Source organism: Nocardioides sp. PD653-B2 (genome assembly GCF_002117935.1).
GTDB lineage: Bacteria > Actinomycetota > Actinomycetes > Propionibacteriales > Nocardioidaceae > Nocardioides.
Genome location: NZ_BDJE01000030.1, coordinates 1 through 13,564, shown reverse-complemented (window position 1 = coordinate 13,564; position 13,564 = coordinate 1). Strand labels below are relative to the sequence as shown.

General features: G+C 69.9%; 12 protein-coding genes. 6 read left to right on the top strand and 6 right to left on the bottom strand.

Annotation, left to right across the window (positions count from 1 at the left end):
• Positions 1 to 217 precede the first annotated feature (217 nt).
• From gap to PD653B2_RS13495, 5 genes are read left to right on the top strand one after another with little or no spacing between them, the layout of a single operon-like run.
• Entirely contained in the window at positions 218 to 1,213 is a 996-nt protein-coding gene (gene gap / locus PD653B2_RS13515; protein WP_085872911.1) for a type I glyceraldehyde-3-phosphate dehydrogenase, read from the top strand.
• A 2-nt stretch (positions 1,214 to 1,215) separates the two neighbouring features.
• A complete protein-coding gene (locus PD653B2_RS13510) occupies positions 1,216 to 2,415 on the top strand; it encodes a phosphoglycerate kinase (protein ID WP_085872910.1) in 1,200 nt (399 codons plus the stop codon).
• Positions 2,416 to 2,441: 26 nt separating this feature from the next.
• Positions 2,442 to 3,212, top strand: coding sequence for a triose-phosphate isomerase (gene tpiA, locus PD653B2_RS13505; protein WP_085872943.1), 771 nt, complete (start codon positions 2,442 to 2,444; stop codon positions 3,210 to 3,212).
• Between the two features lie 31 nt (positions 3,213 to 3,243).
• The gene (gene secG, locus PD653B2_RS13500; RefSeq protein ID WP_207559306.1) at positions 3,244 to 3,474 is read left to right on the top strand and encodes a preprotein translocase subunit SecG; all 231 of its coding nucleotides are present in this window, start codon (positions 3,244 to 3,246) and stop codon (positions 3,472 to 3,474) included.
• Between the two features lie 22 nt (positions 3,475 to 3,496).
• Positions 3,497 to 3,856, top strand: coding sequence for an RNA polymerase-binding protein RbpA (locus PD653B2_RS13495; RefSeq protein WP_085872909.1), 360 nt, complete (start codon positions 3,497 to 3,499; stop codon positions 3,854 to 3,856).
• Between the two features lie 313 nt (positions 3,857 to 4,169).
• Here the strand turns inward: PD653B2_RS13495 and pgl are convergent, their stop codons facing one another.
• The 6 genes from pgl to tkt form a co-directional block, all read right to left on the bottom strand.
• A complete protein-coding gene (pgl, locus tag PD653B2_RS13490) occupies positions 4,170 to 4,895 on the bottom strand; it encodes a 6-phosphogluconolactonase (RefSeq protein WP_085872908.1) in 726 nt (241 codons plus the stop codon).
• Positions 4,892 to 5,803 carry a glucose-6-phosphate dehydrogenase assembly protein OpcA gene (locus PD653B2_RS13485; RefSeq protein WP_085872907.1) on the bottom strand — a complete coding sequence of 304 codons (912 nt, stop codon included), beginning with the start codon at positions 5,801 to 5,803 and terminating at the stop codon, positions 4,892 to 4,894. Before PD653B2_RS13485 ends, pgl begins: the two co-directional genes overlap by 4 nt.
• Positions 5,804 to 5,894: 91 nt before the next feature.
• The gene (gene zwf / locus PD653B2_RS13480) at positions 5,895 to 7,445 is read right to left on the bottom strand and encodes a glucose-6-phosphate dehydrogenase (RefSeq protein WP_089503968.1); all 1,551 of its coding nucleotides are present in this window, start codon (positions 7,443 to 7,445) and stop codon (positions 5,895 to 5,897) included.
• Positions 7,442 to 9,118, bottom strand: a complete 1,677-nt coding sequence (gene pgi, locus PD653B2_RS13475; protein WP_089503967.1) for a glucose-6-phosphate isomerase — start codon at positions 9,116 to 9,118, stop codon at positions 7,442 to 7,444. The genes zwf and pgi overlap by 4 nt, the downstream gene beginning before the upstream one ends.
• Positions 9,118 to 10,221: a transaldolase gene (tal, locus tag PD653B2_RS13470; RefSeq protein WP_085872904.1), complete on the bottom strand. Its 1,104-nt coding sequence runs from the start codon at positions 10,219 to 10,221 to the stop codon at positions 9,118 to 9,120. The genes pgi and tal overlap by 1 nt, the downstream gene beginning before the upstream one ends.
• 44 nt (positions 10,222 to 10,265) lie before the next feature.
• A complete protein-coding gene (gene tkt / locus PD653B2_RS13465; protein WP_278247435.1) occupies positions 10,266 to 12,383 on the bottom strand; it encodes a transketolase in 2,118 nt (705 codons plus the stop codon).
• A gap of 110 nt (positions 12,384 to 12,493) precedes the next feature.
• On the opposite strand from tkt, the gene PD653B2_RS13460 reads away from it, so the two are divergent.
• A complete protein-coding gene (locus PD653B2_RS13460; protein WP_085872902.1) occupies positions 12,494 to 13,438 on the top strand; it encodes a heme o synthase in 945 nt (314 codons plus the stop codon).
• The last annotated feature ends 126 nt before the right edge of the window (positions 13,439 to 13,564 follow it).

Genomic DNA, 13,564 nt, shown 5'->3' with positions numbered 1-13,564 from the left:
AAGGCAGGGAGAGCAAGCACCGCGACCGAGGCACGAGGTCGCGACGTGCGGGTCGAACCCCGGTGAGATCACCGGGGCCTGGCGCGACCGGAGTTACCCGCACGTACGCCGGACACAGTCGTGTCAGCGTCAGACCAGAACGATAGGGTCGTGAGCGACGTGGCTCCGGCCACCCCGGACGTTCGCCCCACCAGCTAACGCACAAGGAGCAACCGCAGTGACTGTTCGCGTAGGTATCAACGGGTTCGGCCGGATCGGCCGCAACTTCTTCCGTGCTGTCGTGGCCTCCGGCGCCGACATCGAGATCGTCGCGGTCAACGACCTGACCGACAACAAGACCCTGGCGACGTTGCTGAAGTACGACTCCACGCTCGGTCGGCTCGACGGCGACGTCTCGCACACCGACACCGACATCACCGCGAGCGGCCAGACCTTCAAGGTCTTCGCCGAGCGGGACCCCGCCGCCCTCGACTGGAGCGGTGTCGGTGCCGACATCGTGATCGAGTCGACCGGCTTCTTCACCGACGCCACGAAGGCGAAGGCGCACATCGACGGCGGCGCCAAGAAGGTCATCATCTCCGCGCCCGCGAAGAACGAGGACGTCACGATCGTGATGGGCGTCAACGAGGGCGACTACGACCCCGCGCAGCACACGATCATCTCCAACGCCTCGTGCACGACCAACTGCCTCGCGCCGATGGCCAAGGTGCTCAACGACGAGTTCGGCATCGTCAAGGGCCTGATGACCACCATCCACGCCTACACCGGCGACCAGAACCTCCTCGACGGCCCGCACAGCGACCTGCGTCGTGCCCGGGCCGCGGCCATCAACATCGTGCCGACCTCGACGGGTGCCGCCAAGGCGATCTCCCTGGTCCTGCCCGAGCTCAAGGGCAAGCTCGACGGCTACGCCCTGCGCGTGCCCGTGCCGACCGGCTCGGTCACCGACCTCACGTTCGAGGCCGGTCGCGAGACCACCGTCGAGGAGGTCAACGCCGTGATGAAGGCGGCGGCCGACGGGCGCATCCTGCGCTACAGCGAGGACCCGATCGTCTCCAGCGACATCACCACCGACCCGGCTTCGTGCATCTTCGACGCGCCGCTGACCAAGGTCATCGGCAACCAGGTCAAGGTCGTCGGCTGGTACGACAACGAGTGGGGCTACTCCAACCGGCTGGTCGACCTCGTCGCTCACGTCGGCGAGACGCTCTGATCGTGGGGACCTACTCGACGCTGGGCGACGTGGCCGGCAAACGGGTGTTGGTCCGCTCCGACCTCAACGTGCCGCTCGACGGCACGACCATCACCGACGACGGGCGGATCCGGGCGAGCGTCCCGACGATCAAGGAGCTGGCCGACGCCGGCGCCAAGGTCGTCGTGACGGCCCACCTGGGCCGCCCGAAGGGTGCGCCAGAGGACCGCTACTCCCTGCGCCCGGTCGCGGCCCGCCTCGGCGAGCTGCTCGGCCAGGAGGTCGCGTTCGCCACCGACACCGTCGGTGACAGCGCCCGGGAGACGGTCGCCGGTCTCGAGGACGGTCAGGTCGCGCTGCTGGAGAACGTCCGGTTCAACCCGGGCGAGACCAGCAAGGACGACGCCGAGCGCGGGGCGTTCGCCGACCAGCTCGCGGAGCTGGCCGACGCGTTCGTGTCCGACGGGTTCGGCGTGGTGCACCGCAAGCAGGCCTCCGTGTACGACGTGGCGCAGCGGCTGCCCCACGCGATGGGCCACCTGGTCGCGACGGAGATCGGCGTGCTGCGCCGGCTCACCGAGGACCCGGAGCGCCCGTACGTCGTCGTGCTCGGCGGCTCGAAGGTCTCCGACAAGCTGGGCGTCATCGACAACCTGCTGGGCAAGGCCGACAAGCTGCTGATCGGTGGTGGCATGGTCTTCACCTTCCTCGAGGCCCAGGGCCACGAGGTCGGCAAGAGCCTGCTCGAGGAGGACCAGCTCGACGTCTGTCGGACCTACCTCCAGCGCGCGGAGGAGTCGGGCGTCGAGATCCTGCTGCCGACCGACATCGTGGTCGACACGGAGTTCCCCTCCGCCGACCGCGAGCCACACCCGCACGTCGTACCCGCCGGCCAGATCCCGGCCGACGCGCTCGGCCTGGACATCGGGCCCGAGTCGGGCGCGGCGTTCGCCGCGGCGCTCGCGGACGCCCGGACGGTGTTCTGGAACGGCCCGATGGGCGTCTTCGAGGTCGATGCGTTCGCGGACGGCACCCGTGCCGTCGCGGAGGCGCTGACCAAGATCGACGGCCTGTCGGTGGTCGGCGGCGGCGACTCGGCGGCCGCCGTACGCACCCTCGGCTTCGACGAGAACGCCTTCGGTCACATCTCGACCGGCGGCGGCGCGAGCCTGGAGTACCTCGAGGGCAAGGAGCTCCCGGGCATCAAGGTCTTGGAGGACTAGTGGCTGTCGCTGCCCGCACCCCGCTGATGGCGGGGAACTGGAAGATGAACGTCAACCACCAGGAAGCGGTGGTGTTGGTCCAGAAGCTCGCCTGGACACTCGCGGACAAGAAGCACGACTACGGCCGGGTCGAGGTTGCTGTGTTGCCGCCCTTCACCGACCTGCGGTCCGTGCAGACGCTGGTGGACGGCGACCGGCTGCTGATCAAGTACGGCGCCCAGGACGTCTCCACGCACGACTCCGGTGCCTACACCGGGGAGATCTCGGCGAGCATGCTCGCGAAGCTCGGCTGCTCGTACGTCGTCGTCGGCCACAGCGAGCGCCGCGAGTACCACGCCGAGACCGACGAGATCGTGAATGCGAAGGCGCACCAGGCCCTCGCGGCCGGGATGGTGCCGATCGTGTGCGTCGGAGAGGGGCTCGAGATCCGGCAGGCCGGCACCCACGTCGAGCACTGCGTCGAGCAGACCGACGGCTCGCTCGCGGGCTTCACCGCCGAGCAGGTCGCCGGCCTGGTGATCGCCTACGAGCCGGTGTGGGCGATCGGGACCGGCGAGGTCGCCACGCCCGAGGACGCGCAGGAGGTCTGTGCGGAGATCCGGGGGCGGGTCCGGGCCCTGCACGGCGACGCCGCGGCGGCCGCCGTACGCATCCTCTACGGGGGTTCGGTGAAGGCCGCGAACGTCGCCGGGATCATGGCGAAGCCCGACGTGGACGGTGCGCTGGTGGGTGGCGCGAGCCTCCAGGTGGACGAGTTCGGCGGGATCTGCCGCTTCTACGACATGCCGGTCCTGTGATCCGCGGACCTCTGACGTAGGCTTTCCGATCGTGACTCTGCTATTCACCATCGTGCTCATGATCGCGAGCGGTCTGATGATCTTGCTCGTGCTGCTTCACAAGGGCCGCGGCGGCGGCCTCTCGGACATGTTCGGCGGTGGCGTCTCCAGTTCTCTGGGAGGTTCGTCGGTCGCCGAGAGGAACCTCGACCGGCTCACGGTCGGGATCGGTGTCATCTGGTTCGCCTGCGTGGTCGCCCTCGGGCTTCTGCTCGCGTACTGATCTTTCGAAAGGGAAACGTTCCGTGGCTGGTGGAGGAAGCGCTATTCGCGGGAGCCGGGTGGGGGCCGGCCCGATGGGAGAGGCGGAGCGCGGCGAAGCCGCACCGCGTCAGGCAGTGACGTACTTCTGCGCGCACGAGCACCGGTCGGTGGTGACGTTCTCGACGGAGGCCACCGTGCCCGACTCGTGGGACTGCCCCAAGTGCGGTCTGCCTGCGGGACGCGACTCCGAGAACGCGCCCCCCGCGCCGAAGATCGAGCCGTACAAGACGCACCTCGCGTACGTGAAGGAGCGCCGCTCCGACCAGGAGGCGGCCGACATCCTCGACGAGGCGCTCCAGCTGCTGCGCTCGCGCCGCAAGTCCGGCGACATCATCTTCTAGCTGCCCGAGCCTGAGCGTGCGAAGGCTCGGACACAGCAGCAAGGTCGAGTAGCCCCGCGAGCGAGGAACGAGCTCGCGACGGGCGTATCGAGACCACAGCAGTGGGTCTCGATACGCTCGCTGGCGCTCGCTACTCGACCGACGAAGGGTCAGAGCGCGCTCGCTACTCGACCGACGAAGGGTCAGAGCGCGCTCGCTACTCGACCGACGAAGGTCGGAGCGCGCTCGCTACTCGACCAACGAGGGGTCAGAGCGCGCTCGCTACTCGACCGACGAAGGTCGGAGCGCGCTCGTTACTCGACCACCGAGAAGGTCAGAGCGCGCTCGCTGCGGCGCGGTCGAGGAACCAGAGGGTCTCCTCGCGGCCGGTGACACCGGCGGCGGGGATGTCGTGGAGGTCGGCGTCGCCGAGGGCCTGCGCGACCGCGGAGGCCTTGCCCTCACCGCTGACGAGGAACCACACCGACCGGGACCGGTTGAGCGCCGGGAAGGTCAGGCTGATCCGCTCCGGGGGTGGCTTGGGGGAGCCGGTCACGCCGACGGCGACCCGGTCGGTGACGTCCAGCTGGGCGAAGCCCGGGAAGAGCGACGCGATGTGGCCGTCCGGCCCGACGCCGAGCATCATGACGTCGAACTCGCCGCTGCCGTGCTCGCGGAGCGTGTCGGAGTACGCCGCGGCGCCGGCCTCGACGTCGGCCGCGTCGGCGGTCGAGGGCATCTCGTGGACCAACGCCGGGTCGGCCCCGACGGCGTCGAGGAAGGCGGCGCGGGCCTGGCCGGCGTTGCGGTCGGGGTCCTGGGGCCCGACGAACCGCTCGTCGCCCCACCAGACGACGACCTGGGACCAGTCGACCTCCGAGCCCGGTGACAGCCGGGCGATCTCGCGGTGGACGGCCTCCGCGATGGTGCCGCCGGTCAGGCAGATCTGGGGCACGCCGCCGGACGACTGGGCGTCGGTGATCCGGGTCAGCAGCTCGCCGGCGACCGCGGTCGCCAGCGCCGCTGCGTCGTCGTGGACCTCGATGAGCGGGTCGCTCATGCCTTCGGTCCGATCTTCACCAGCTTGCGGGCCGTCTCGGCGTAGACGTCGTCCTCGTCGAGACGGCGCAGCTCCTCGGCCAGCAGCTCGGGCAGGTCGCGGCGCTTGAGCGCGATCGGCCGGTCCGGGTGCCGCGGCGAGCTGTACGTCGCGAGCTTGCCGTCGGAGCGCGAGATGCTGATCGGGCCCTCCTTGGTCTCCATCACGACCTCGGTGATCCCCGGACCCGACGAGTTCTTGCGCTCGACCTTGATTTTCAGCCGGTCGGTGAGCCAGGCCGCGAGCAGGTCGGCGCTCGGACTGATCCGCTCCGCCGTGACCGACGCGCCCGTCACCTTGAGGTGGTGCTGGTCGAGCGCCGCCGCCAGCAGCGCGCGCCACGGGGTGATCCGGGTCCAGGCCAGGTCGGTGTTGCCCTTCGTGTACGACGCACACTGCGTGTGGATCGCCTTGCCCTTGCTGCGCTTGGCGCCCGCCGCGTCGGTGATCCGGCGCTGCGCCAGGGCACCCAGGGGGTCGCTGGCGGTGTCGGCGGGCGGGTCGGTGGGCCAGTAGATCGCGACGGGGGAGTCCGGCAGCAGCAGGGGGAGTACGACGGACTCCGGGTGCTTCACGACCTCGCCCTTGAGCCGGATCAGCGCGGTCTCGCCGGACCAGCCCGCGCCCGCGCCGACCTGCGCGTTGACCTGGGCGGCGCCCCGGGCGTCACCCAGGATCACGCCGAGCACGCGCGCCGGGTGCTCGTGCGAGGCCTCGCGGGCCACCGTCATCACGTCGCCGGCGACGTCCTCGTCGACGACGACCACCATCGTCATCACCATGCCCATCACCGGGCTGCCGGCCCGCTTGCGGGCCCGCACGAACTCTGCGGCGATCTCCGCTGCGTTGGTGTCGGTCAGTTCGATCATCTCGGGGTCCCCTCGGAAGTGCGGGTCGGAGGAGCGCAGTCGCGGGGTGAAGCGTTGCGGGGGAGACCCGCGGCTTCATGGGGTGAGGTCATCAGGGTCGTCTCCAGACTCGGCCGTCACGGGCCAGCATCGCGTCGGCGGACGGGGGGCCCCAGGTGCCGGACTCGTACACGTCCGGCTTGCCCTTGCCCGCGGCGTCCTGTTTGGCCCAGTGCTCGAGGATCGGGTCCAGGATCTTCCAGGACAGCTCGACCTCCTCGTGCCTCGGGAAGAGCGGCGGGTCCCCGAGCAGGACGTCGAGGATCAGCCGTTCGTAGGCCTCCGGCGAGGACTCGGTGAAGGACCCGCCGTACGCGAAGTCCATGTTCACGTCGCGGATCTCCATGGCGGTGCCGGGCACCTTCGACCCGAAGCGGAGGGTCACGCCCTCGTCGGGCTGGATCCGGATGACCAGCGCGTTCTGGGTGAGGTCCTCGGTGGACGACGCACTGAACGGCAGGTGCGGCGCCCGCTTGAACACGATCGCCACCTCGGTGACGCGGCGACCGAGCCGCTTGCCGGTGCGCAGGTAGAACGGGACGCCGGCCCAGCGCCGGGTGTCGACGTGGAGGGTGACCGCGGCGAACGTCTCCGTGGTGGAGGACTTCTTGATGCCCTCCTCGTCGAGGAACCCGGGCACCTTCTGACCGCCGGCCCAGCCCTCGGCGTACTGCGCGCGCGCTGTCGTCAGGTCGAGGCGCCGGGGGAGCACGACGCTCGCGAGCACCTTCTGCTTCTCGATGCGCAGGCTCTCGGCGTCGAACGACGTCGGCTCCTCCATCGCCACCAGCGACATCAGCTGGAGCAGGTGGTTCTGGATCACGTCGCGCGCGGCGCCGATGCCGTCGTAGTAGCCGGCGCGGCCGCCGATGCCGCCGTCCTCGGCCATGGTGATCTGCACGTGGTCGACGTAGTTGGCGTTCCAGATCGGCTCGAACATCGTGTTGGCGAAGCGCATCGCCAAGATGTTCTGGACCGTCTCCTTGCCGAGGTAGTGGTCGATCCGGAAGATCGAGCCGGAGCTGAAGACGCTGTCGAGGATCTCGTTGAGCTCGCGCGCGGACTCGAGGTCGTGGCCGAACGGCTTCTCGACGACGACCCGGCGCCAGGCGTCGCCTCCGTCGGCGAGCCCGTGCTCCTTGAGCTGGCCGACGACGTCGCCGAAGAACCCGGGCGGGATCGCGAGGTAGAACGCGTGGTTGCCGTCGGTGCCGCGGACGGCGTCGAGCTCCTCGATCGTGCGGCGGAGCTGGTCGAAGGCGACGTCGTCGTCGAAGTTGCCGGGGACGAAGCGGAAGCCTTCCGAGAGCTGGTTCCAGACCTCCTCCCGGAACTCGGTGCGGGCGTAGGACTTGACCGAGTCGTGGACGACCTGGGCGAAGTCCTGGTCCGCCCAGTCGCGGCGCGCGAAGCCCACCAGGCTGAAGCCCGGCGGCAGCAGGCCGCGGTTCGCGAGGTCGTAGATCGCGGGCATGATCTTCTTGCGCGACAGGTCGCCGGTGACGCCGAACAGCACCAGTCCGCACGGTCCTGCGATGCGGGGGAGCCGGCGGTCCTGCGGGTCACGCAGCGGGTTGACGTACGCGGGCGTGCCTTCGGTCATCGGGTCCGGTGCTCCCTGTAGTAGGCGATGAGTGCCTGGGTGGAGGCGTCCTGGCCCGCCAGCGCGTCGGGCTCGCCGGCGATCGCCGGGCCGACCTGCTGGGCGAGCTGCTTGCCGAGCTCGACGCCCCATTGGTCGAAGCTGTCGATGCCCCACACCACGCCCTGGGTGAAGGTCAGGTGCTCGTAGAGCGCGACCAGCTGGCCGAGCACGGACGGCGTCAGCTCGGGTGCGAAGATCGAGGTCGTGGGCCGATTGCCGGGGAACGCCCGGGCCGGTACGACGGCCTCCGCGGTGCCCTCCGCCCGCACCTCGTCGGCGGTCTTGCCGAACGCGAGCGCCGCGGTCTGCGCCAGGAAGTTGGCGAGGAAGAGCTCGTGCACGTCGGTGTCGCCGTCCTGCAGCCCGTAGGCCGGGTTGGCGACCGCGATGAAGTCGGCCGGGACCAGCCGGGTGCCCTGGTGGATCAGCTGGTAGAACGCATGCTGCCCGTTGGTGCCGGGCTCACCCCAGAAGATCTCACCGGTGTCGGTCGTGACCGGGCTGCCGTCCCAGCGCACGCCCTTGCCGTTCGACTCCATCGTCAGCTGCTGCAGGTACGCCGGGAAGCGGTGCAGGAGCTGCGCGTACGGCAGCACCGCGTGGCTCTCGGCGCCGAGGAAGTTCGTGTACCAGACGTTGAGCAGTCCCATCAGGACCGGCACGTTGCGGGAGAGCTCCGTGGTCCGGAAGTGCTGGTCCATCGCGTGGAAGCCGGCCAGGAACTGGGCGAACCTCTCGGGGCCGATCGCGACGACGAGCGACGTGCCGATCGCCGAGTCGACCGAGTAACGGCCGCCGACCCAGTCCCAGAAGCCGAAGGCGTTGTCGGGGTCGATACCGAAGTCGGCCACCTTGTCGAGCGCCGTCGAGACCGCGACGAAGTGCTTCGCCACCGCCTCCTTCTCGTCGGCGGACGCGAGGCCGTCGAGCAGCCAGGCCTTGCAGAGCCGGGCGTTGGTCAGCGTCTCGAGCGTGCCGAAGGTCTTGCTCGACACGATGAAGAGCGTGGACGCGGGGTCCAGCCCGGCCAGCGTCGTCGCGGCGTCGGTCGGGTCGATGTTGCTGATGAACCGGCACTCGAGGCCTGCCCCTCCATCCGGCAGAGCGCGGTACGGAGCCAGCGCCTCGTACGCCATCACCGGTCCGAGGTCGGAGCCCCCGATGCCGATGTTGACGACCGTGCGGATCCGCTTCCCGGTGACGCCGGTCCAGGCGCCGGAGCGGACCTTCTCGGCGAAGTCGTAGACCCGCCGCAGCACGTCGTGGACGTCGGCGACGACGTCCTGCCCGTCGACCACGAGAGTCGCGTCGGCCGGCAGCCGCAGCGCCGTGTGGAGCACGGCCCGGTCCTCGGTGACGTTGATGTGCTCGCCGCGGAACATCGCGTCGCGGCGCTCCGTCAGCCCGACCTCGTCGGCCAGCGCGAGCAACGCTGCGAGGACGGGCTCGTCGAGCAGCGCCTTCGACAGGTCGACGTGGAGGTCGCCCGCCGTGAACGTCAGCCGCTCGACACGGCCCGGGTCCTCGGCGAACCAGCGACGCAGGTCCGGCGCGAACTCCGCGGCGAGAGCGGTCAGCCGCGCCCACGCCGCGGTCGAGGTCGGGTCGACGGGCGCTCCGGCGGCGACCACTAGCCGGCCGCCGCCATCTGGCCCTTGACCGTCTCGACGAGCTCGGTCCACGACTTCTTGAACTTGTCGACGCCCTCGGTCTCGAGCACGACGAGCACGTCCTCGAAGTCGATCCCGACGGCGGCGAGCTGGTCGAAGACCAGCTGCGCCTCGCCGGCCTTGCCGGTCACCTGGTCGCCCCGGAGCTCGCCGTGGTCGGCGAACGCGTCCATGGTCTTCTCCGGCATCGTGTTGACGGTCTTCGCGACCACGAGGTCGGTAATGTACATGGTGTCGGAGTAGTCCGGGTTCTTGACGCCGGTCGAGGCCCACAGCGGGCGCTGCGGGTTGGCGCCGGCCCCCTCGAGTTGCTTCCAGCGGTCGCTCGCCAGGACCTCTTCGTACGCCGCGTACGCGATCCGGGCGTTGGCGACGGCGGCCTTGCCGCGCAACGCCAGCGCCTCGTCGGAGCCGATCTTCTCGAGCCGGGCGTCGACCTCGGTGTCCACGCGGGACACGAAGAACGACGCGACCGACTGGATCCGGCGCAGGTCGAGTCCGGCGTCACGGGCCGCCTCGAGGCCGGACAGGTACGCGTCCATGACCTCCTGGTAGCGGACCTTGCCGAAGATCAGGGTGACGTTGACGCTGATGCCCTCGGCGATCGCCGCGGTGATCGCCGGCAGACCCTCCTTGGTGGCCGGGATCTTGATCAGCACGTTGCTGCGGTCGACGGCGGACCACAGTGCGCGGGCCGACGCGATGGTGCCCTCGGTGTCGTTGGCCAGGTCGGGCTCGACCTCGATCGACACCCGGCCGTCGGCGGACTCCTCGCCCGCGAGCGGTGCGAAGATGTCGCAGGCGTTGCGGACGTCCTCGGTGGTGAGCTCGAAGACCACCCGGTCGACCGGCTCGCCCTTGTCGACCAGCTGGGCGACCTGCTGGTCGTACCGCTCGCCGTTGGCGATGGCCGCGGCGAAGATGGTGGGGTTGGTGGTCACGCCGACCACGTGCTTCTTCTCGACCAGCTCGGCCAGGTTGCCGGTCTCGATGCGCTCGCGCGACAGGTCGTCGAGCCAGATGGACACTCCCGCGTCAGCGAGAGCCTTGAGACGGTCGGTCATTGTTCCTCCTAGGAAAGCGGTGGGGTACCCGGGGCGGCGTCCGCTCAGACGCTGGCCGCCAGGATGGAGTCGTGCGCGGCGGAGACGACGGCCTCGGCGGTCACGCCGTACTCCTGGTAGATCCGGGCGTAGTCGGCCGAAGCGCCGTAGCGGTCGATCGAGATGATCCGGCCGTGGTCGCCGACGTACTCGCGCCAGCCCTGCCGGACACCGGCCTCGACCGAGACGCGCGCCTTGACGATCGGGGGGATCACGGTGTCGCGGTAGGACTGGTCCTGCTCCTCGAACCACTCCAGGCACGGCATCGACACGACCCGGGCCTGGATGCCCTCCTCGGCGAGCTTCGCGCGCGCCTCGACGGCGATCTGCACCTCGGAGCCGGTGCCGATCAGGATGACGTCGGGTGCGCCGCCCTCCGCGTCGAGGAGCACGTACCCGCCCCGGTGCACCTCGCTGGTGTCGGCCCAGTGCTGACCTGTCTCGGCGTCCTCGCCCCGGGGGAACACGGGCACGTTCTGGCGGGTCAGCGCGAGCGCGGCCGGCCGGTCGGTGTGACCGAGGATCGTGAACCAGCACGCGGCCGTCTCGTTGGCGTCGGCAGGCCGGACGACGTCGAGGCCCGGCATCGCGCGCAGCGCCGCCAGGTGCTCGATCGGCTGGTGGGTGGGCCCGTCCTCGCCGAGGCCGATCGAGTCGTGGGTCCACACGTAGATGACGGGCAGCTGGCTCAGCGCCGCGACCCGCACCGCTCCACGCATGTAGTCGGAGAAGGTCAGGAACGTGCCGCCGTAGACGCGGGTGAGGGCGTCGGCCGCGATGCCGTTCATGATCGCGCCCATGCCGTGCTCGCGGATGCCGAAGTGGAGCACCCGGCCCTGGTACGGGTCGGCCTTCCACTCCTCGACACCCCGGTCGGCCGGCAGGAAGGACGGTGCCGACTTGATCGTCGTGTTGTTGGAGCCGGCCAGGTCTGCCGAACCGCCCCAGAGCTCGGGCATCAGGGGAGCGACCGCGTTGATCACGTCGCTCGACGCGACCCGGGTCGCCACGCCCTTCGTGCTCGCCTCGAAGACGGGGAGCGCGTCCTCCAGCCCCTCGGGGAGCGTGCGCGCCTTGAGCCGGTGCAGCAGCGCGACCTTGTCCGGGTTGGCGGCCGCCCAGGCGACGTACTGCTCGTCCCACGCGGCTCCCCACGCGGCGCCGCGCTCGCTGAGCTTGCGGGTGTGCGCGATGACGTCGGCAGGCACCTGGAAGGTGAGGTCCGGGTCCCAGCCGAGGACCTTCTTGGTGGCCGCGACCTCCTCGTCGCCCAGCGCGCTGCCGTGTGCCTTCTCGGTGCCCTGGGCGTGGGGCGCCGGCCACGCGATGATGGTGTCGAGCACGATGAGCGACGGCTTGTCGGTCACCTTGCCGGCGGCGGTGATCGCGTCGTACAGCGCGGGGACGTCCTCGACGTACTTCTTGCCGCCGTTGGTCCAGTCGACGACCTGCACGTCCCAGCCGTAGGCCTCGTAGCGCGCGGCCACGTCCTCGGTGAACGCGATGTCGGTGTTGCCCTCGATCGAGATCCGGTTGCGGTCGTAGATGACCGTCAGGTTGCCGAGCTCCTGGGTGCCGGCGATCGAGCTGGCCTCGCCGCTGACGCCTTCTTGGAGGTCACCGTCGGAGCACAGCGCGTAGACGTGGTGGTCGAAGAGGCTCTTGCCGGGAGCGGCGTCGGGGTCGAGCAGGCCGTGCACCCGCCGGGCCTCCATGGCCATGCCGACGGCGTTGGCCACGCCCTGGCCGAGCGGCCCGGTGGTGACCTCGACGCCCGCGGTGTGGTGGAGCTCGGGGTGGCCGGGGGTCTTCGAGCCCCAGGTGCGCAGCGCCTTCAGGTCCTCGAGCTCGAGTCCGAAGCCACCGAGGTAGAGCTGTGTGTAGAGCGTGATGCTCGAGTGCCCACAGGAGAGCACGAACCGGTCGCGGGCGATCCACCGAGAGTCCGCCGGGTCGTGCCGCATCACCTTCTGGAAGAGCAGGTAGGCCGCGGGCGCGAGGCTCATCGCTGTGCCGGGGTGACCGTTGCCGACCTTCTGGACGGCGTCCATCGCGAGCACTCGAGCGGTGTCCACCGCCTTCTTGTCCAGGTCGGTCCAGTCCAGTCGAGCGCTCTCGGTCACAGGGTTCCTTTCGGGGGGATCGGGCACCGCCGAGCCTACTCACCCGGGGCGATAGACTCGAAACTGTCCAATGACCTAACCGGTACCCGCATTCCCGCCCGAGGATCCCCGTGACGTACGTCGGCCAGTCGGCCTCTGCTGCCCAGCAGACAGAAGGCCCTCGGCCGACCGCCAAGGACGTGGTTGCGGCGTACGTCGGCCTCACGAAGCCGCGGGTGATCGAGCTCCTGCTCCTGACCACCGTGCCGGTGATGTTCTTCGCCGCCCGCGGCGTCCCCGGCCTGGGCCTGGTCGTCGCGACCGTCGTCGGCGGCACGTTCTCGGCCGGCTCCGCCTCGGTCTTCAACTGCGTCTACGACCGCGACATCGACGAGCAGATGCGGCGTACCCGACGCCGAGCACTGCCGCGGCACATCGTGTCGCCGACCGCCGCGCTGGTCTTCGGCTTCGTGCTCGCGATCCTCTCCACCGTGATCCTCGCGGTGTGGGTCAACACGCTCTCGGCGGTGCTGTCGGTCGCGGCGAACGCGTTCTACGTCTTCGGCTACACGATGCTGCTCAAGCGCCGTACCACCCAGAACATCGTCTGGGGCGGCCTGGCCGGCTGCTTCCCGGCGCTGATCGGCTGGACCGCGGTCACCGGGTCGCTCTCGTGGGTGCCGGTCGTCCTGTTCGCCGTCGTGTTCTTCTGGACCCCGCCGCACACCTGGGCGCTCGCGCTGCGCTACCGCGAGGACTACGCCAACGTCGACGTGCCGATGCTGCCCGTCGTCGCTCCGGCCGTCGAGGTCGGCAAGCAGATCGTGCTCTACAGCTGGGTGATGGTGGCGACCTCGCTGCTGCTGTGGCCGGTCGCCGACACTGGGCTCTTCTACCCGATCGCGGCGGGGGTGCTGGGCGCGTTCTTCCTGATCGAGGCGCACCGGATGTGGAGCCGCACCAAGGGCACCGAGGATCTCTCGGTGATCCAGCCGATGCGGCTGTTCCACTCCTCCAACCTCTACCTGTCGTTGCTCTTCGTGGCGGTCGCGGTCGACCCGCTGATCGGCCGCTGAAGAAAGCTTCCTCCTCGAGGCAACGGATCGGCCGCCCATCGCGTCAGAGTCTTTGACGGCGGCCAGCCTGTCTCACGGGGGTACAGGATGTGGTCGCCGTCGCCATGCGCTGACCCGTCGCTTGCG